The following is a 19,869-nucleotide window of genomic DNA, read 5'->3' on the forward strand; positions in this document are numbered from 1 at the left end:
GATGACGCCTCCTTTACTCATTCGTACAGCCCTGATGGAAATCTCCCTTTTTCCCCTCCGGATCGTCAAACAGCTGAAGAAGAACACTGCCAAGAATACGTCCCGCTGTTTTTGGTGCTGTCTTTCCAGGGAGTCCAGGTGTCCAAAGGGCCGTAATTCCTTTTTCTGCAGCATAGGAAAAGTCTGTTCCACCCGGCCGGGATGCAATGTCGATGATTAACGTACGCAGAGAAACGTCCTGCAGCACGCTTTTTGTTAAAAGAAAAGCCGGAATCGTGTTAATGCATAAATCTTTGCGCTGCACTGCCTGCGCCATCTCATCGAGGTGAAAAACGGAATGTCCGTAGGTTTTTGCTCTTGCTTTTTCCACGGGGTCTGAGGTCCCTACTTCTACATATGCGCCAAGTGCGGAGAACGTGCGGGCAATGACACTGCCTGTGCGGCCGAATCCGAGTACAACAACACGTGACCCGTGAATCGTCCGGTTCGTATTCTGAATCGCTGTAAGCAGTACACCTTCAGCTGTCGGTACAGCGTTATACAGAGCTGTTTCCTCCTGTTCCAGAAGAGCTGTATACGCTCTGCCGGATTTCTTTATCCATTGATCCGCTTCATCCGTTGTAATCCCCGTGCAGATACGGGCCTCCCGTGGAAGGCGCTGCAGCCAGTTTTCTTCCACTTTTAAAGGCGATGCCGACAAAGGAGCATGTACGGTGAGTCCGGACTGGATGCCCGATGCCGGGAAAACGACGATATCCAGGTGTTCCCACTGCAGTTCTTCTCCTGTTTGATGACAGGGTATTTCTGCCGGTAATTTGTTCTCTTCCGGAAAACCGAGCATCGCAACGGACATTCCCTGTTCGTGTAGATATTCTGCCATTTCCAGCTGTCTTTCATCTCCACCTGCGAGCAGTATGTTTTTTTTCATCATCCGCTCCGCCTTCCTTTTCATGAATAATTCTCTATGTATCCTATGATAAGCCGGCAAATGGGTGAAAGCGGAACAAAAGAGAAATCAGGGATAAAACATAAAGACACGGCATACAAAAAATCCGAACGATACCTATCAGGTGCCCCCCGCAGCACCGGACTCATCGTTCGGATTTTCTATCTTTCCTGTATTTTCTTATCCGCGCCTTGTTAAACTTTCGGCCTGCCGGGTTGATATTTACCGGCATTTATAATGATCACGTCTTCACCGATTTTCAGGATATCCTGCCAGTGGAACTTCCATTCTCCAGCCTTTTTCCGAAACGGAGAGGAGGGGATGATTAATTCCTTGATTCTGCCGGTGTTTTCATCAATGTCGAGCTCAATGCGCCCCGGCATTCCCAGTTTTTCAGCATAATTTCCATCAATAATTTCTTTTCTGGATATATCACTCAACAGCACGGAAATCACACTCCTTGCGGCTTGTTCTCACGTGAACGTTTTCGATTTATACAAACGGGATTCTGCCGCTGTTTGAAATAAAAGAAAGCGCGTACCCGGACCGGAACATCGTAGAGGCCGTCCGCTGAATGTCTTCCCTGCTTACATTCTCAAGCCGCTGCACTGTATCTTCAAGGGAACGGTGCCGGCCGAGAAGAAGTTCATTTCTCCCATTTCTGGACATACGGCTGCTTGTGCTTTCCAGGCCGAGTATCAAATTTCCTTTTAACTGTTCTTTTCCATTCTCAATCTCTTTTTCCGTCAGTCCGTCTGCAGCAACGTCTTCCACAATCTCAAACACAGCAGCTGCCGCTTCTTCCTGCTGCTCAAGCCCTGTTCCCGCATAAATGGTCAGCATGCCGGTATCAAGAAACGGCACGTGATAGGAAAAGACGGAATAAGCAAGGCCCCTGTCTTCACGGATCCGTTGAAACAACCGGCTGCTCATACTGTCCCCCAGCGCATTATTCATGAGCATTAACGGGTACACCGCTTCATCATCCATGGCAGCCCCTGGAAACCCAAGACAAAGATGAGCCTGCTCTGTTTCTTTCTGGATGCCCGCTTTCCCGGGAAGGAACGACGGCTTCTGAAAAGGCTGCTCCACGTAACCGTTCGGGAGTCCGCCGAACAATGTTTCCAGCTGTTCCAGCAGCTCTGTGCTTTCATTACCGACTGCGGATATGACCATATTTTCAGCTGTATAATGTCTTTCCCTGAAATCAAGAATGCCTTCTCTTGTAAACGTGCGTACGGTTTCTACTGTTCCGAGAATCGGACGGGCAAGCGGGTGATGACCAAATGCCTCCCTGTCCAGGTAATCATGAATGATGTCATCAGGCGTATCTTCCACCATTTTAATTTCTTCCATAACCACCTGCTTTTCTTTTTCTATCTCTTCACGGTCAAACATGGAGTGAAAAAGCATGTCAGCCAAAATCGATAGCGCTGTCACTGTATGTTTATCAAGCACTTTTGCGTAAAAGCATGTATATTCCTTGGACGTAAAAGCGTTGACATCTCCGCCGATTTTATCAAAGCTCTCTGCAATATCAGCAGCACTCCGGTGGGTCGTCCCCTTAAAAAACATATGTTCCAGAAAATGCGATATGCCATTTTCTTCTGCGGTTTCATACCTTGAACCTGTTTTAATCCAGATGCCGATTGTCATAGACTGTACCGACGGGGTGTGTTCCGTTACAACCCGCAGGCCGTTGGATAATTTGTTTCTCTTCATCATAAACAGTCTCTCCTTCTCCGTTGCCCTATCTATCTATACGCGTTTCATCCAGCACGCCGGATACAGTATCCAGACGTATACCCTCCACCCTGATCTGTTCAATCATTTCTTTCAGTCCCGAGGAGGCTGCTGCCGTCGGGTGCATCAAAATCAGGGAACCATTCTCTACTTCAGCTGCCGTCCGGGATGCCATGGCTGCAGGATCCGGGTCTTTCCAGTCCACCGTATCGACTGTCCATAAGATGGTGTGCATGCCGAGTTGATCTGCTGTCTCCACGACCAGATCATTGTAACTGCCGGAAGGAGGAGCAAATAATGCCGGGTCCTCTGACAGCACTGCCTCAAGCACATCACCGGTCTCCTGCAGTTCCTGCTTGATTTCTTCCTCGGAGGAAGCCGCCATATCCGGATGCGAGTAAGCATGACTGCCGATTTCATGGCCTTCTTCCTGAATCATTTTGGCGGCTTTCGGTTGATTCCTCACCCAGCGTCCTTCCAGAAAAAACGTTGCTTTCACCTTTTTCTCACGCAAAACCTTGAGCATGCGGGGAATATACTCATCTCCCCAAGACACATTAATCATCAGCGCTGCCGCCGGCTTGGCCGGGTTTCCTCTGTAAACAGGGGCAGGGGGAAGGTCATCGAGGTGGACCTTGGGGGGGACCTGTTCAAAGACAATATCCTCCTCCCGGAACCGGCCTCGTTCTTTCATCGCTTCAAACGATGCCTTCATGTTGACCATTCTCCCATTATAGCCGGGAAGTGCTTTCCATACTTTATCAATGACCGCATCCCGGGGTGGTTTGTTCCACTGCCCGGCTGCCTGTTCAAGTTTTTCATACATCGAAGGTGCGGAAGGTTCCGAAGAGACTGGAGCAGCTTCTTCGTTATGTACAGAGAAAAAGTGATACAGCGGAGAGCTGTTCACAAAAATCGTAATGATGATAATAAAGAAAAAAGGCAAGGAAAGCAGCAGCTTTTTCATGATATCTCCCTCCTGCTTGTACCATATGATGGAGGAAGCAGGAGTTAGAACATGAAAAAGAACTTGGCATCTGCCAAGTCTTTCCTATCCCCAGTTTATTCAGCTTTGGTTCTGCTCGTTCAAAAGTGCTTTCCTGGACAGATTGATACGTCCCTGATTATCAATTTCCGTTACTTTCACAAGGATTTCGTCCCCAATCTGTACGACATCTTCTACTTTGTTCACGCGTTCTTCAGCCAGCTGGGAAATATGAACCAGACCGTCTTTTCCTTTAATTATCTCTACAAACGCTCCGAATTTTTCAATCCGTTTCACTTTTCCAAGATACGTCTCGCCGACTTCAACTTCACGAACCAGATCTTCAATCTGTTTTTTCGCGTCGTCGTTGGCTTTGGCATCTGTGGACGAGATATAAACCGTACCGTCCTGTTCAATATCAATCTTCACACCGGTGTCTTCAATAATCTGGTTAATTGTTTTCCCACTCGGTCCGATAACGTCACGGATTTTATTCGAAGAAATGGACATGGTAAGGATTTTCGGTGCATATTCAGACAATTCGCTTCTTGTTTCACTGATCGTCGACAGCATATTGCCGAGCACTTTCATCCGGGCGGAACGGGCTTTTTCCAGTGCATATTCAAGCACTTCCCGGTTGATGCCGGCAATTTTTATATCCATTTGGAGCGCCGTCACACCTTCTTCGGTTCCGGCAACTTTAAAGTCCATATCACCAAGTGCATCTTCCATTCCCTGAATATCGGTAAGCACCGTGAGATCTTCGCCTTCTTTCACAAGACCCATTGCGATACCTGCTACCGGAGCTTTAATCGGCACACCGGCATCCATCATAGCAAGGATGCTGGCGCAGATGCTTGCCTGTGACGTAGAACCGTTGGACTCCAGCACTTCCGATACGAGACGGATGGTATATGGAAAGTCCTGCTCCGATGGAATGACCGGTTCAAGCGCCCGTTCGCCAAGAGCACCGTGACCGATTTCCCGGCGGCCCGGTCCGCGTATCGGTCCTGTTTCGCCGACACTGAACTGCGGGAAGTTGTAGTGATGCATAAACCGTTTGGATTCTTCCATGCCAAGTCCGTCCAGCACCTGCATATCACCAAGCGGTCCGAGGGTGCACACGCTGAGCGCCTGTGTCTGCCCGCGGGTGAAAAGTCCGGAGCCGTGTGTGCGTGGAAGCAGCTGCACCTGCGAAGCAAGGTTTCGGATTTCTTCAGGACCGCGTCCATCCGGCCGGATCTTTTCTTCGGTAATAAAGCGCCGGAATTCTTCTTTGACGATGCCCTGCAGGACGTCTTTCACATCTTCCTGCTCTTCTTCATCAAACTGTTCCACCACCGCATCTTTTGCTTCATCTATAGCCTGTTCACGTGCTTTCTTCTCTTTTACAAGCACTGCTTCCTTGATGCCGGCTTCCCCGGATTCACGAACCCGTTCTTCCAGTTCTTTTGGCGGCTGCTTCAATTCCACTTCCATCACTTCACCGGTACCGGCTTCAGCCATAATATCTTCCTGAAACGCGACCAGCCGCTTTATTTCTTCATGACCGAACATGATAGCTTCCAGCATATCATCCTCCGGTACTTCAGAGGCGCCTGCTTCCACCATGTTGATCGCATCTTTTGTACCGGCAACGGTTAAGTCAATATCTGTTTTCTCTTCCTGTTCGACGGTCGGGTTGATAACAAACTCACCGTCCACTCTGCCGACCTGGACACCTGCGACCGGCCCTGAGAAAGGAATATCCGACAGAGAAAGGGCAAGCGAAGAGCCAAGCATGGCTGCCATTTCCGACGAACAATCCTGATCTGAACTCATGACCATGCTTACGACCTGTACCTCATTTCGGAACCCTTCCGGAAACAGCGGACGGATCGGGCGGTCAATCAGACGGCTTGTCAGCACGGCTTCATCACTGGGACGCCCTTCTCTTTTGATAAAGCCTCCCGGTATTTTTCCAGCTGCATAGAGGCGTTCCTCATAATTCACAGTCAATGGAAAAAAAGGAAGGTCTTTCGGAGTGTCCGAAGCAGTGGCTGTGGAAAGAACGGCTGTGTCCCCGTATCTTACCATAACCGCTCCGTTTGCCTGTTTGGCAAGATGGCCGGTTTCTATCGTTAACTGCCTGCCGGCCCAGTCAAATGTGAATGTCTGCATACTCTGTTCCATTTCCAAAGGATCTTCCTCCTGTACTAATATGTTCTTACGTTAAAGTGTTTCCTTCTACCTTTTATTTTACAATCCTCAGAGTCAATATGAAAAGCGTCAGCGCCTCTTTCCAATCTGTAAAGGCCGTACATGGGTGTTAAACGGCTGCACAAAACAGAGCCGCGGCGTGTGCTTATCCATAACAAAAAGCGGGAGATATGACTCCCGCTTTTTTCTCTTTATCGACGCAGACCCAGCTGTTTGATCAGGCTGCGGTATCTGGTAACATCTTTCTTCCGCAGAAATGTCAGCAGGTTACGGCGCTTACCGACCATTTTTAGCAGACCGCGGCGGGAATGGTGGTCTTTTTTGTGATCCCGCAGGTGTTGGTTTAACGTCGTAATCTGTTCAGTCAGGATAGCAATCTGGACTTCCGGAGAACCAGTATCATTTTCATGTGTCTTGAACTCCTGTACCAATTCCTGTTTTCTTTCATTTGTTAATGCCATATCCGGCACCTCCTATTCTTGTAATAACCGCCGATTCCCCAGTCATACGCCGGAGGTACGTTTTGACCGAGCAATGGCTGGCTTGCTGTTACAATCACCAGCATACCCGTTTTAACCGCAGAATGCAAGAGAAAAATTTCAGGATGATCCGGGCACATCAGGATATGCAGCCAGCGCGCCGCGTGCTTTTTCCACATCCCTGTTCATTTCCTCTATCAGTTCCTGGGCGCTGTTAAATGCTTCTTCCCCGCGTATAAATGTATAAAAGCAGACCTCCACATTTTCACCGTATATGTCCTCATTAAAGTCAAAGATATATACTTCGATTAACGGGTCTTCCGGTGCTTCGTCATGAAAGGTGGGCTTAAAGCCGATACTTGCCGCCCCGTCAAGCCACCGGCCGCCGACATGTATGCGGACAGAATAGACTCCCGGCTGCGGTACAACGTAGGTATGGTGTTTCTCTATATTTGCTGTAGGAAAACCAATCGTACGTCCGCGCTGTTCCCCACTTTCAACCATACCTCTGATGCTGTACGGTCTTCCAAGCAGGGCACGAGCTTTTTCGACATCCCCGGTGCGGATATACTCTTTAACCGCCGTGGAACTGATTTTTTCCCCTTCCCGGGTCACTTCCCCTACTACCGTTTGTCCGAACCTGCCTCTGGAGTGAAACGGCAGGGTTTCCATTGTTCCTCTTCCAAGACGTCCATAGGAGTAATCAAATCCGGCCGTGACGTGAACAACCTGAAGCGGCAGAAGGTAATGATCTACAAATTCCTGAGGTTCCTGGGAGGCAAACTGCTTATCAAACTGAACGACAAACAGATAATCCGGGCCTTCCCTCTGGAGACAGTCCTCTTTATGAGGAAGCGGTGTAATGTAACGCATATTGCTTTCATCCGTGTCGGGGGAGAGAACGACTTTCGGATGAGGATGAAACGTCATAACACCCAGAGCACAGCTCTTTTCAGCTGCGATAGCTGCGGCGGTCCGGATCACTTCCTGGTGACCGGTATGCACTCCATCAAAATAGCCGAGCGCAAGTACCATATCCGGAAAGCCGGCGGGTATTTCGTTTTGATGGGAAAGGTAGAAAGTTTGCAACAATGTTCACCTGCCGATCATGAATTTCCTGAAGTGGACTGCTGCGGTGCCAGCTGCAGCATCGTTTTCGGTTTAATGAGCCACGGTTTTTCGGGATGGATCTGATACACAGCAACGGCTCTGTTTTGATGCAGAAACAGAAAAGGGGAGTCTCCTTTTGGGCCTGATTCCGCTGGAAGCAGGCGCCCGTTTCGAATGTCAGCTGCCGTTTCTTTTGTCACTTCCACAGAAGGAAGATGCTGGAGTGCTGTTTCTATGCTCAAGCCGGTCTCATCGAGCGTGTCGTTATCCTTTTTTGCTTCAAGCTCTTCAAATGTATAGCAGCTTCCCACGTCCACCGGGCCGGAACGGGTCCGTTTCAAGTCAGACATGTGAGCAGGAAAGCCGAGCGCGCGCCCGATATCCACCGCAAGTGTACGAATAAACGTACCTTTGCTGCAGGTTACCCGGATGGAAAATGATACGGTTTCGGTGCCCGCGGTGAACGTTTCCTCCAGATACTGCAGTTCATGGATAGCAATATCACGGGCCGGACGCTCTACTGTTTTCCCTTCGCGGGCATATTCGTACAGTTTTTTTCCGTTTACTTTTACTGCCGAATACATCGGGGGAATCTGCTTTTGTTCTCCCTCAAAGGTGTGAAACGTATCTTTCAGCTGTTTTTCAGACGGTATTTTCATCACCGGTTGGGTTTCTGTCACTGTACCGGACGCATCTTCGGTCGTTGTGGCATATCCGAGTGTTATCTCGGCTTCATACTGTTTGTCAGCGTCCGTCATATAGTCGGCGATTTTCGTTGCCCTGCCGATACATACCGGAAGTACTCCTTCCACGTCAGGGTCAAGTGTACCGGTGTGACCTGCTTTTTTCACCCCGTACAGGCGGCGGATCCGGTTCACGCAGTCATGGGATGTTAGTCCTCTGTCTTTATAAAGGGGTATGACCATGTCTTCCATATGTATCCCACCTTTATTCGGAACAGGAAAAAGGCTTGAGCGGCCCAAGCCTTTTAGTCCTGTTTTTCTTCATTTAAATCTTTCAGGAGACGTTCAATCCGGTTGCCGTAATCAATCGATTCATCAAAGTGAAACGATATTTCCGGTGTTTTTCGAAGCTGAATCCTGTTTCCGATTTCACTTCGTATGAACCCCCGGGCTTTCTGAAGGGCCTGAATCGTGTTTTCCTGATCTTCTTCGCTGCCAAGTACAGTCACATATACTCCGGCCTGTTGAAGATCCCCGGTGACGTCTACACCCGTGACGGTGACAAACTGTACACGTGGGTCTTTGACTTCCCGGGCCAGAATATCAGCCATTTCTTTTTTGATTTGTTCTCCCACCCGGTCTGCTCTGACATTGCTCATCAACGTTCCCTCCTTTCCGCTACAGCCATTCCATTTCAGTGATGGTGCGTTCAAGTTCCGGACGCCCGTCGATCATATCTATTGCTTTTTGCAGTTCCTGCTCTACGACAACACGGTCGCGGTTCACCGATACAATAGTGAGTGCCGTCCGCTGCCATAAATCATGATGATCCATTTCGGCAGCAGCGGCATTCAGCTTCTGTTTCACTCTGGTCGTTACGCTTTTGACAACAGCCCGTTTTTCTTTCAGTGAACGGGCTTCATAAATGTAACATTCACAGTGAAGAGCGCCTATCATACAGGTTTAACTTCCTCCATTACATAAGCTTCAATGATGTCGCCTTCCTTAATATCATTGAATTTTTCGATGGTTATACCACACTCATATCCGGACTGTACTTCTTTCGCGTCGTCTTTGTAACGCTTCAAATCATTGATTTTTCCTTCATGGATAACGACACCTTCACGAATAACCCGGATGCTTGAGTCTCTTGTGATTTTCCCTTCTGTCACATAACTCCCTGCGATCGTACCAATTCGTGACACTTTGAAGAGCTGACGCACTTCCACCTGTCCGATAACTTTTTCCTCATAAACCGGGTCCAGCATGCCTTTCATCGCTGACTCGATTTCCTCGATGGCATCATAGATAACACGGTGCAGACGGACATCAACTTTTTCGGCTTCCGCCGTCCTTTTAGCATTGGCATCCGGGCGCACATTAAACCCGATAACAATCGCATTGGATGCAGACGCGAGAATAATATCGGATTCTGCAATGGCACCGGCGCCGGCATGAATGATATTTACTTTGACGCCTTCTACATCAATCTTTTCAAGGGACCCTTTCACGGCCTCGACAGAGCCCTGCACGTCCGCTTTGACAATGACGTTGATTTCTTTCATTTCGTTTTCCTGAATCTGGCTGAAGAGGTCATCAATGTTGACTTTCGCCGTCTGTCCGCGTTCCTGCTCCCGGGCTCTGACAGCACGGGCTTCGCCAAGCTGGCGGGCTTTCTTTTCGTCCTGCATCTGAACGAACGGATCTCCAGCGAGCGGAACTCCGTTCAGACCGGTGATCTCAACAGGGGTGGACGGTCCTGCTGATTTCACACGGTGTCCGGTATCGCTCACCATCGCCCGGATCTTCCCGTGGGTGTTGCCGACAACAACCGGATCTCCAACCTTCATCGTTCCTGCCTGGACGAGTAGTGTCGCCAGAGGGCCGCGTCCTTTATCCAGTTCCGCTTCCACAACCGTTCCACGTGCCCGGGTACCCGGATTTGCTTTTAGTTCTTCCACTTCTGCAACAAGCAGAATCATCTCGAGCAGTTCATCCAGACCACGGTTATTAACGGCGGAAACATTCACAAATATTGTATCGCCGCCCCACGCTTCCGGCACCAGTTCGAACTCCGTCAGCTCCTGCATGACACGGTCAGGGTTCGCACCTTCTTTGTCCATTTTATTGACTGCTACAATAATCGGAACTTCCGCTGCTTTCGCGTGGTTGATGGCTTCTTTTGTCTGCGGCATCACACCGTCATCAGCCGCGACAACAAGAATGGTGATGTCGGTCACCTGGGCACCACGGGCACGCATTGTTGTAAATGCGGCGTGTCCCGGCGTGTCAAGAAACGTAATTTTCTTATCGTTTTCTTTGACCTGATACGCCCCGATATGCTGGGTAATGCCTCCTGCTTCTCCTGCCGTTACTTTTGTGTGGCGTATGGCATCAAGAAGTGTAGTTTTCCCGTGGTCGACGTGTCCCATGATGGTAACAACCGGCGGGCGTTCCTGCAGAGATTCCGGGTCCTCCATTTCAACTTGATGATCGAGATCAAGTTCATCCACTTCCACTTCTTCTTCCACTTCTACGTTGTAATCGGCTGCGATTAATTCAATAGACTCTTTTTCAAGATCCTGGTTAATTGTGGCCATTACACCAAGGTTCATCAGTTTCTTAATGATTTCGGAGGATTCTTTATTCAGCTTATCGGCCAGCTCTCCAACAGTCAGCGAACCAATGAATGTGATTTTTTCCGGTGTTGGTGCGGCCTGTTTCTGTCCGCTGTTTCTGCGATTCTTCTTGCCCTTGTTCCTGTTGTTTGGTTTTTTGTTTTTCGTTTGATTCTGCGGGTGATTATTGTTTTTACGGTTATTGTTACCGCCCGGACGCGCCGGCTGCTGATTGTTATTGCTGTTGTTGCTGTTGTTGCTGCTGCTCTGCCGGCTGTTGTTGCTGCTGTTGCTGCTGCCCTGCCGGCTACTGCTGTTGTTATTCTGCCCGGTGGTATTGCGGGGTTGTTCTGTCTTCTTCTCTGCTGTATCTTCCTGCTTTTTATTTTTTCCTTCCAGTTTTGCCACTGTGTCCTCACTAATAACGGACATATGATTGGAAACCGGTATATTCATATTTTTCAGTTCATTCACTACTTCCTTACTGGATTTATTGACTGTTTTAGCATATTCATAAATTCTCATCTTACTCATAAGCATAACCTCCACCTTTATTCATCCAGCATTGTCATCAGCCTTTCTGCAAAACCTTTGTCTGTAATACCGATAAGTACTCGGCTTTCTTTACCGACGGAGGTGCCAAGCCGCTGGCGGTCTCCGGTAATATAAACAGGAATCTGATAATAACTGGATTTGTCTTTAAATTTTTTTGTCGTATTCGGTGAAGCATCTCCGGCAATAAGCACGAGAAACAGAGTCTGGTTTCTGATTCCGTCCAAAACGACTCCCTCACCTGTCTTCACTCTGCCTGCTTTAGCGGCCAGGCCTAAAAACGAATATATCGATGTTGTCATCGTTTTATTCCTTTCCTGCGTTCCTCCAGCAGACGATCATAGTCCTCTCCGGTTACCTTGATGTTCAAATGGCGGGAAAGAGCATCTTTTTGTTTGGCCTCCAGAAAACACTCATCGCTGTTTGTAAGATAGGCGCCGCGGCCGTTCTTTTTTCCACCGGGGTCTACAAATACCTCACCTTCCGGGCTTCGCACCACGCGGATTAATTCCTTCTTTTCAGCAGTGCTTCCCGTCACAATGCATTTTCTTATCGGCTTCTTTTTTTTCGCCATCCTCTCGCCCTTTCTGACATCAGTATTCTTCGTCGTCGTCGATTTCCTGTTCAGGCTCTTCTTCTTCAGGATCCACCGCGAAAAACTCATCATCTTCTTCCGGTGTCTCTTCCATTATTTCCAAAGGCAGTGTGCCGCGTGCTCCGTATGAAGGATTCTCGGGATCATACAGACCACTTTCAAGTGCTTCGGATTCACTCTTGATGTCAATTTTCCAGCCGGTCAGTTTCGCAGCCAGTCTCGCGTTTTGTCCGCGTTTACCGATAGCAAGCGACAACTGGTAATCCGGTACGATCACGAGCGTGCTTTTGTCCTCGGCGTCCACTTTGACGTCCAGTACCTTGGAAGGACTGAGCGCGTTCGTTACGTAATCAAACACATCCTCTGAATAATGAACAATGTCTATCTTTTCGCCTTTAAGTTCATTTACAATGGTCTGTACCCGCTGTCCCTTGGGTCCTACACAGGATCCAACGGGATCGACTTCCGGATCTTCGGCATGTACTGAAATTTTGGAACGATCCCCGGCTTCCCTTGCGACAGAGAGAATTTCCACCGTACCATCATGAATCTCCGGTACTTCCAGTTCAAACAAACGTTTCAAAAGCCCCGGGTGGGATCTGGAAATGAGTATCTGCGGCCCTTTTGTCGTCTTTTCCACTTTAGTGATATACACTTTGAGACGGTCATTGTGCCGGTATGCTTCATTCGACATCTGTTCGCCCTGCGGAAGAAGCGCCTCCACTTTACCGAGATCTACATAAACAAACCGGTGATCCTGACGCTGGACGATCCCTGTCATGATATCTTCTTCACGATCAATAAAGTCAGAATATATAATACCTCGTTCTGCTTCCCGAACCCTTTGGGTCACTACCTGTTTTGCCGTCTGAGCCGCGATTCTTCCAAAGTTCTTCGGCGTGACCTCCAGCTCGACAATATCATCCAGATCATAGTTGGGATCCATCGTCTGAGCCTCTTCAAGAGCTATCTCCAGCCTCGGATCAAATACTTCCTCGACGATTTCTTTGCGTGCAAACACGCGGATCGTGCCATCTTCACGGTCGATATCAATCCGCACATTCTGAGCCTGGTTAAAATTTCGTTTATAGGCGGAAATAAGCGCTGCTTCGATGGCTTCAATAATAATTTCCTTTTCAATTCCCTTGTCCGTTTCCAGTGTGGACAGCGCGTCCATAAAATCACTGTTCATGAGTATCGGTTTCCCCCTTACACCTGCCGCAGCCCCGTAGTGAAGCTGTGGTCTTCTAAAATTGGATTGCCAGTCTCGCTTTTGCTACTTTTTCGTATGGTACGTCATAGGTGACGGTTTTCTGCTTTTCGGTTGTTTCGATGCTGAGCCGTTCTTCATCAAAGTCCGAAAGTGTGCCTTCAAAGGCTTTCCCGCCGTCCACCGCTTCGTACGTCGTTACATACACATGCTTTCCTACAGCACGGTGCAGGTCTTTTTTCGTTTTCAACGGACGCTCGGCTCCCGGTGAGGAAACGTCGAGATAATAGGCTCCCTGAATGATATTCTCATGATCCAGTGCCTCACCCAGTTTTTCACTCACACTGCCGCAGTCTTCAATATCCACGCCGTTTTCTCCATCAATGTACACTTTCAAAAACCAGTGTTTTCCCTCTTGTTTATATTCAACATCCACAAGCTCCAGTCCCATTTCTTCCACAATCGGTTCTGCTATCCCGGATGCCTGCTCTATTATCCTGTTACTCATCGCCTGCCTCCTTTGCTTCACTGCCATGACCGGTTCATCCCGCACAGTCCCCGTTCCGGGGCGGCGGGCAAAACGAAAGAGTGGGCTAAAACCCACTCTTCTCCGGACGTGCTTATACGAGGTATCTGCAATCATGTTATCACAGTATGCATGGAAATGCAAGACAGGCCTGCTGCTTCGAGCTTCCTTAGAAAAGGGAGAGCTGATTGGATTCCGGCAGTCCATCCAGACAACCGTGCAGATCGAGGTGTTCAATAACGGTCTTCGTTGCCCGGCTCCGCTGCTGCAAGTCCTCTTTCGACAGAAATTCTCCGTCTTCCCGGGATTTCACTATGTTCCGCGCAGCATTGGTGCCGACACCATCAAGGGAATCAAACGGAGGAATAAGACTGTCTCCGTCCACGACGAATTCACTTGCTTTGGAACGGTACAGATCCACCTTCTGGAAAGAGTAGCCGCGTTCACACATTTCAAGCGCCAGTTCCAGCACCGTGACAAGACTTTTCTCTTTGGGCGGGGCTTCCATTCCTTTGGCCTGGATTTCTTCAATTCTTGCACGGATCGAAGCGCCGCCCTTCACCATGGTTGGTATTTCAAAATCATCGGCCCTTACGGTGAAGTAGGCAGCGTAGAAGAGAATCGGATGGTGAACTTTGAAATAAGCGATCCGGACCGCCATCAATACATACGCAGCCGCGTGGGCTTTGGGGAACATGTACTTGATTTTCAGGCATGACTCAATGTACCAGTCCGGCACTCCGTTTTTCTTCATTTCTTCCACCCACTCGTCCTGCAGCCCTCTTCCTTTGCGCACGTATTCCATGATTTTAAAGGCAAGGGAGTGCTCGACTCCTTTGTAGATCAAATAAACCATAATATCGTCCCGGCATCCGATAACGTCTTTCAGTTCGCACGTGCCGCTTCGTATTAATTCGTCGGCGTTGCCAAGCCACACGTCGGCCCCGTGGGAAAGACCGGAAATCTGCACCAGTTCGGAAAATGTGGAAGGGTTGGTTTCTTCCAGCATCTGCCGCACAAAGCGGGTGCCGAACTCGGGAATGCCGTACGTTCCTGATTGACACTTGATTTGTTCCGGTGTCACGCCGAGTACTTCCGGCCCGCTGAAAATTTTCATTACCTCATCATCATCGACCGGAATTGTATTCGGGTCAATACCGCTTAAATCCTGGAGCATACGGATGACCGTTGGATCATCGTGGCCGAGAATATCGAGCTTCAGCAGATTGTCATGGATGGAATGGAAATCGTAATGCGTCGTTTTCCACTCTGAATCTTTGTCATCAGCTGGAAACTGAATCGGGCTGAAATCGTGGATATCGTATTCATCAGGCACGACGATGATTCCTCCCGGGTGCTGGCCGGTCGTCCGTTTCACCCCGGTACAGCCGGAGACGAGACGATCAATTTCCGCCCCGCGGTAATGGGCCTCCATATCCTGCTGGTATCCCTTAACAAAGCCGTACGCGGTTTTGTCAGCGACGGTGCCGATTGTTCCTGCGCGGTAGACACGATCCTCGCCAAACAGCTCTTTTGTGTAATTATGGGCAGTCGGCTGATAATCCCCGGAGAAGTTCAAATCAATATCAGGGACTTTATCCCCTTTAAATCCAAGGAACGTCTCAAAGGGGATGTCATGCCCATCTTTTGTATACACCTCGCCGCATGCCTCGCAATTCTTTACCGGCAGGTCGAAGCCGGAACCGACTGATCCGTCATTAAAAAACTCGGAATGCCGGCAGGAGGGGCATACGTAATGCGGGGGAAGTGGATTTACTTCTGTGATGTCGGTCATCGTCGCAACAAACGAAGAGCCGACCGATCCCCGGGAGCCGACGAGGTAGCCATCCTCCAGTGATTTTGTTACAAGTTTCTGCGATATGAGATAAATAACGGCAAATCCGTTTCCAATAATACTTTCCAGCTCTCTTTCAAGCCTCTCTTCCACAAGCTGGGGCAGTTCTTCTCCGTAGATACGGCGGGCCTTGTTATAGCACATGTCCCGTATTTCCTGGTCGGACCCTTCGATGTTCGGAGTATACAGCTCATCGGGCACCGGCTGAAGGTCTTCCACCTGTTCGGTCAACCTTTTCGGTGTATGAACAACAAGCTCTGCCGCTTCTTCTTGTCCTAAAAAGGAAAAGCTGTCCAGCATTTCCTGTGTCGTTTTAAACCAGACATCCGGAAGAGTCTGCTTGTTGAGAGGATTTGCCCCTCCCTGGGAAGCGATCAGGATTTTCCGGTAAATATGCTCCTCCGGTTCAATGTAATGGGCATTGCCGGTAGCTGCCACCGGTTTGTCGAGTTCTTTTCCGAGCTGAACAATTTTTTGGATGATATCATGCACCGCATCTTCACTTTTTACGAGCTCTTTTTCCACGAGATGAGCATAATTGGAAGGCGGCTGTACTTCGAGGTAATCGTAGAAGGCGGCTGCATTTCTTGCATCCTCCCACGATTTCTGCATCATCGTCTCAAACACTTCCCCCTTGTCGCACGCCGAACCGACAAGAAGTCCTTCACGGTGCTGCTGCAGCTTGGAACGCGGAATCCGCGGTGTCCGGTGAAAATAGTTGACATGGGAAAGGGAAACAAGCTGATAGAGATTTTTCAACCCTTCCTGGGTCCGCGCAATCAATGTACAGTGTGAAGGGCGGAGACGGTGAAAATCGCCCCGGCCCATATTCCGGTTCAGATCGCGGTGCAGTGACAAATCCTCCTGAAGGGCGTCTTTTATCATTTTCCAGAGCAGATAGCCGGTTGCTTCCGCGTCATAAATGGCACGGTGATGGCTCACCAGCTCAATGTCAAAGGTTTTACACAGTGTATTCAGGCGGTGATTTTTAAGATGCGGATACAGAAAGCGGCCGAGTTCGAGCGTATCAATTACCGGGTTCTGCGCTTTTTCCAGTCCTGCTTTTTTGTACCCTTCATTCAAAAATCCCATATCAAAAGATGCATTGTGCGCGACCAGCACCGCATCAGAACTGAATGTATGGAAGTCGCGGAGAACATCTTCCACTTCCGGCTGCCCTTCCAGCATGTCATCGGTGATGCCGGTCAAATCCGTGATCGTCGCGGTCAGTTTTTCGTGCGGGTTGGCAAACGATTCGAAACGGTCGATAATCTCCCCGTCTTTCACTTTGACGGCGGCAAGTTCGATGATGGTGTCATACACAACAGATAATCCGGTCGTCTCGACGTCAAACACGACATACGTATCATCAGCAAGTACCCGGTCGGCTTCGTTGTAAGCAATCGGAACACCGTCATCAACAAGATTGGCCTCCATGCCGTAAAGCACTTTCACTCCATGTTTCTTTCCGGCGTCGTAAGCTTCAGGAAACGACTGAACGACGGCATGGTCGGTGATGGCGACTGCTTCATGGCCCCATTCCGCAGCTTTTTCCACGTACTGGGAGGCGGTCGTTACAGCGTCCATCTGGCTCATCACGGTATGGGCATGCAGTTCCACCCTTTTATCTTCCGCGTCATCCTGACGCTTTGAAGGGTCTACTTCCACCACGTCGTTGGCAATCATGACCAGGTCACGGACAAAGGTATCATTCTGTACACCGCCGCGGGCTTTCAGCCACATTCCTTTTTTCACGGCCTGAAGCTGGGGGACATCTTCTTTGTCGCGCGAAAACATTTTAATGAGAATGGAATCGGTATAATCCGTTATTTTGAAAGTAAGCAGCGTGCGGCCGCTTCGAAGTTCACGGGTTTCCGCTTCAAATACATATCCCTGCACCGTCATACGGCGTTCTTCTTCCTGGATTGTTTCAAGCGGAGCGGGCTCGTCTTTGACAGGATAGCCGATCTGCAGTTTCCGGACGCTCTGCTCCTGTGCGTTCTGCTGTTCCTGTTTCTTTTTTTCCATCATCGCTTCGACAACTTTGGATTGGTCTTCCTGTCTCTTTTTTTCTTCAAAACGGGCTGCTTCTTCCTCCGAATGCTCCACCGTGGTGGTGATCCGGCACGGTGCAAAACCAAGAGACTGCAGGACCTCATTCAGCGGTTCCTGCAGTTTCCTCTCAAACATGGTTCCTTCCGCCTCATTTTTGGAAGGGATGACGAGGCTGCCATTTTCCACCGCCGGTTTCCCGCCGTTCAGCCGCTGACGCAGATAAGGAGCAATGCCGTGAAGACGATCAATAATGGACGGCCAGTACTCCGGAAGAACATCCATCGGTAGCGGACCGGATTCATACGTGATGGAAAACCGAACAGAAGCGATGTGGCGGAAGGCCTGCGTGATACGTTCCTGTATTCCGGCAAAGACAGTATAGGGAAGATGGCTGTATAATTGCAGCTGGAAGTGCCACGTCTGATCTTCTTTATTGATGGTAAGCTTCTGAATGCTTCCGTCCTGCAGATAAGCCTGCACCTGATCTTTTGGCATTCCTATCTGTTCCATCAAAAGCTGAAACCGTTCTTTTCTGATTTTCTGTTCTTCTTCCGTCATGAAAACCCCCCTTCCAGTTTAGAGACGATCATCAGCTGAATAAGGAAGAAAGATAGTCCGCCAGATTGTCGGCGTGTACTTCTTCCATCTCACCTGTTCTTCTCTCTTTCACTTCTACAATGCCGTCTCCTGCTTTTTTTCCGCACGTTATCCTAACCGGAAGTCCGACGAGATCGGCATCTTTGAATTTCACTCCGGCTCTTTCCTTCCGGTCATCAAACAGCACGTCATATCCCTGCTCCCGCAGAATCTCATAAAGCTTTTCGCCAAGATCCATCTGGTCTTCCTGTTTTGAATTCAGAACGAGCAGATGCAGATCAAACGGTGCCACACTCTGCGGCCAGATCAGTCCATTTTCATCATGATGCTGCTCAATAACTGCCGCCAGCGTACGGCTCACTCCAATGCCGTAACACCCCATCAAAAGCGGACGGGAGCTGCCGTTTTCATCCAGATAAAAAGCACCGAGCGCTTCACTGTATTTGGTTCCGAGTTTGAAGACATGTCCCACTTCAATGCCTTTGGCAAACTGAATGGTACCTTCTCCGTCCGGCGCTGGATCCCCTTCTTTAACAAACCGGAAATCGCCGTATTGATCGATGTTCATATCACGCCTGGGATGAACGTGCAGCAGATGGGTATCGGTTTCATTTGCTCCGCACACACCCGAAGACAGACCCTTTACTGCATAATCGGCCATGACGTTCACCTTATCAAAAGCACCCACAGGACCGATAAAACCTGGTTCTGTCCCAAACAGGCTGCGGATTTCCTCTTCGTCTGCCGGTCTTACGGTTTCAGCATCCAGTGCATTTGTGATTTTGATATCATTTAATTCATGGTCGCCGCGGCATATAAACAGCACAGGTTCCTCGTCCACGATAAACAGAACCGACTTGATAAGCCGGTCATGCGGAATGGAGAGGTATGTTGCTGCCTCGTCCATAGAGCGCACGTCCGGTGTATGTACACTCTTTACTTCTTCATCCGGCACAGCGCTTTCGGTAAATGTATCGGGGAGATCCGCGATTTCAAGATTGGCGGCGTAATCTGATGCATCCGAGTAAGCAATGGTGTCTTCTCCTACGTCAGACAGCACCATAAATTCATGGGTGCCGCCTTTACCGCCGATGGCCCCGGCATCGGCTTTTACAGCCCGGAAATCAAGACCACAGCGCCTGAATATATTGGAATACGCTTCATACATAGCGTCATAGCTGCGAGCCAGGCTTTCCGTGTCCGGATTAAACGAGTACGCATCTTTCATGATAAATTCTCTCGACCGGAGTACACCAAAACGCGGCCGGCGCTCATCCCGGTATTTCGTCTGAATCTGATACAGATTGACCGGAAGTTTTTTGTAGCTGTTCAGTTCATCCCGCACGAGACTTGTAATGACTTCTTCGTGAGTCGGTCCCAGAACAAACTGCCGCTCATTACGGTCATTCAAACGCATCAGCTCCGGACCATAATCATTGAGGCGGCCGGATTCCTCCCACAGTTCTGATGGCTGCACGGCGGGCATCAGAATCTCCTGGGCTCCGCTCTTATCCATTTCCTCCCGGATGATTTCCTCGACGTGATTAAGCACTCTCCTGCCGAGCGGAAGATAAGAGTATATGCCCGAAGCCGTCTGCCGGATAAGCCCTGCTCTCAGCATCAGCTGATGGCTTGGAATATCCGCTCCCTGCGGCATATCCCGCAAGGTCGGGCTGAAAAGAAATTGTTGTCTCATAACAAAGACCCTCTTTCATC

Annotated in this window: 17 protein-coding genes; all 17 read right to left on the bottom strand. The window is 49.4% G+C overall.

What is annotated here, in order from left to right:
* Positions 1–13: 13 nt before the first annotated feature.
* A complete protein-coding gene (dpsA, locus tag ACFSUB_RS04700) occupies positions 14–931 on the bottom strand; it encodes a dipicolinate synthase subunit DpsA (RefSeq protein ID WP_380712031.1) in 918 nt (305 codons plus the stop codon).
* A gap of 209 nt (positions 932–1,140) precedes the next feature.
* Positions 1,141–1,392: a YlmC/YmxH family sporulation protein gene (locus tag ACFSUB_RS04705; protein WP_380712032.1), complete on the bottom strand. Its 252-nt coding sequence runs from the start codon at positions 1,390–1,392 to the stop codon at positions 1,141–1,143.
* Between the two features lie 46 nt (positions 1,393–1,438).
* Positions 1,439–2,671 carry a M16 family metallopeptidase gene (locus tag ACFSUB_RS04710; RefSeq protein WP_380712033.1) on the bottom strand — a complete coding sequence of 411 codons (1,233 nt, stop codon included), beginning with the start codon at positions 2,669–2,671 and terminating at the stop codon, positions 1,439–1,441.
* Positions 2,672–2,696: 25 nt separating this feature from the next.
* The gene (locus ACFSUB_RS04715; RefSeq protein WP_380712034.1) at positions 2,697–3,656 is read right to left on the bottom strand and encodes a polysaccharide deacetylase family protein; all 960 of its coding nucleotides are present in this window, start codon (positions 3,654–3,656) and stop codon (positions 2,697–2,699) included.
* A gap of 99 nt (positions 3,657–3,755) precedes the next feature.
* Positions 3,756–5,846 (bottom strand): polyribonucleotide nucleotidyltransferase, encoded by a 2,091-nt coding sequence (locus ACFSUB_RS04720; RefSeq protein ID WP_380713176.1) that lies wholly within the window; start codon positions 5,844–5,846, stop codon positions 3,756–3,758.
* 218 nt (positions 5,847–6,064) lie between these two features.
* On the bottom strand, positions 6,065–6,334 hold the full coding sequence (gene rpsO, locus ACFSUB_RS04725) for a 30S ribosomal protein S15 (protein WP_090926075.1): 270 nt from the start codon (positions 6,332–6,334) through the stop codon (positions 6,065–6,067).
* Positions 6,335–6,472: 138 nt separating this feature from the next.
* Positions 6,473–7,441, bottom strand: coding sequence for a riboflavin biosynthesis protein RibF (gene ribF / locus ACFSUB_RS04730; protein ID WP_380712035.1), 969 nt, complete (start codon positions 7,439–7,441; stop codon positions 6,473–6,475).
* 17 nt (positions 7,442–7,458) lie between these two features.
* Positions 7,459–8,397, bottom strand: a complete 939-nt coding sequence (gene truB / locus ACFSUB_RS04735) for a tRNA pseudouridine(55) synthase TruB (protein ID WP_380712036.1) — start codon at positions 8,395–8,397, stop codon at positions 7,459–7,461.
* A gap of 53 nt (positions 8,398–8,450) precedes the next feature.
* Positions 8,451–8,804, bottom strand: a complete 354-nt coding sequence (rbfA, locus tag ACFSUB_RS04740; RefSeq protein WP_380712037.1) for a 30S ribosome-binding factor RbfA — start codon at positions 8,802–8,804, stop codon at positions 8,451–8,453.
* Between the two features lie 19 nt (positions 8,805–8,823).
* Positions 8,824–9,102: a DUF503 domain-containing protein gene (locus ACFSUB_RS04745; RefSeq protein ID WP_380712038.1), complete on the bottom strand. Its 279-nt coding sequence runs from the start codon at positions 9,100–9,102 to the stop codon at positions 8,824–8,826.
* A complete protein-coding gene (gene infB / locus ACFSUB_RS04750) occupies positions 9,099–11,297 on the bottom strand; it encodes a translation initiation factor IF-2 (RefSeq protein ID WP_380712039.1) in 2,199 nt (732 codons plus the stop codon). Before infB ends, ACFSUB_RS04745 begins: the two co-directional genes overlap by 4 nt.
* A gap of 17 nt (positions 11,298–11,314) precedes the next feature.
* Complete coding sequence (locus ACFSUB_RS04755; protein WP_380712040.1) at positions 11,315–11,617, bottom strand: L7Ae/L30e/S12e/Gadd45 family ribosomal protein; 303 nt, start codon at positions 11,615–11,617, stop codon at positions 11,315–11,317.
* The gene (gene rnpM, locus ACFSUB_RS04760; RefSeq protein ID WP_380712041.1) at positions 11,614–11,889 is read right to left on the bottom strand and encodes an RNase P modulator RnpM; all 276 of its coding nucleotides are present in this window, start codon (positions 11,887–11,889) and stop codon (positions 11,614–11,616) included. Before rnpM ends, ACFSUB_RS04755 begins: the two co-directional genes overlap by 4 nt.
* A 19-nt stretch (positions 11,890–11,908) precedes the next feature.
* Entirely contained in the window at positions 11,909–13,102 is a 1,194-nt protein-coding gene (gene nusA, locus ACFSUB_RS04765) for a transcription termination factor NusA (protein WP_380712042.1), read from the bottom strand.
* A 55-nt stretch (positions 13,103–13,157) separates the two neighbouring features.
* Complete coding sequence (gene rimP / locus ACFSUB_RS04770) at positions 13,158–13,628, bottom strand: ribosome maturation factor RimP (protein ID WP_380712043.1); 471 nt, start codon at positions 13,626–13,628, stop codon at positions 13,158–13,160.
* Positions 13,629–13,815: 187 nt separating this feature from the next.
* Positions 13,816–18,114, bottom strand: coding sequence for a PolC-type DNA polymerase III (locus ACFSUB_RS04775; RefSeq protein WP_380712044.1), 4,299 nt, complete (start codon positions 18,112–18,114; stop codon positions 13,816–13,818).
* 31 nt (positions 18,115–18,145) lie between these two features.
* A complete protein-coding gene (locus ACFSUB_RS04780; RefSeq protein ID WP_380712045.1) occupies positions 18,146–19,849 on the bottom strand; it encodes a proline--tRNA ligase in 1,704 nt (567 codons plus the stop codon).
* Between the last annotated feature and the right edge of the window lie 20 nt (positions 19,850–19,869).

It is taken from the genome of Salibacterium lacus (assembly GCF_042684865.1).
Classification (GTDB): Bacteria; Bacillota; Bacilli; order Bacillales; family Marinococcaceae; genus Salibacterium; species Salibacterium lacus.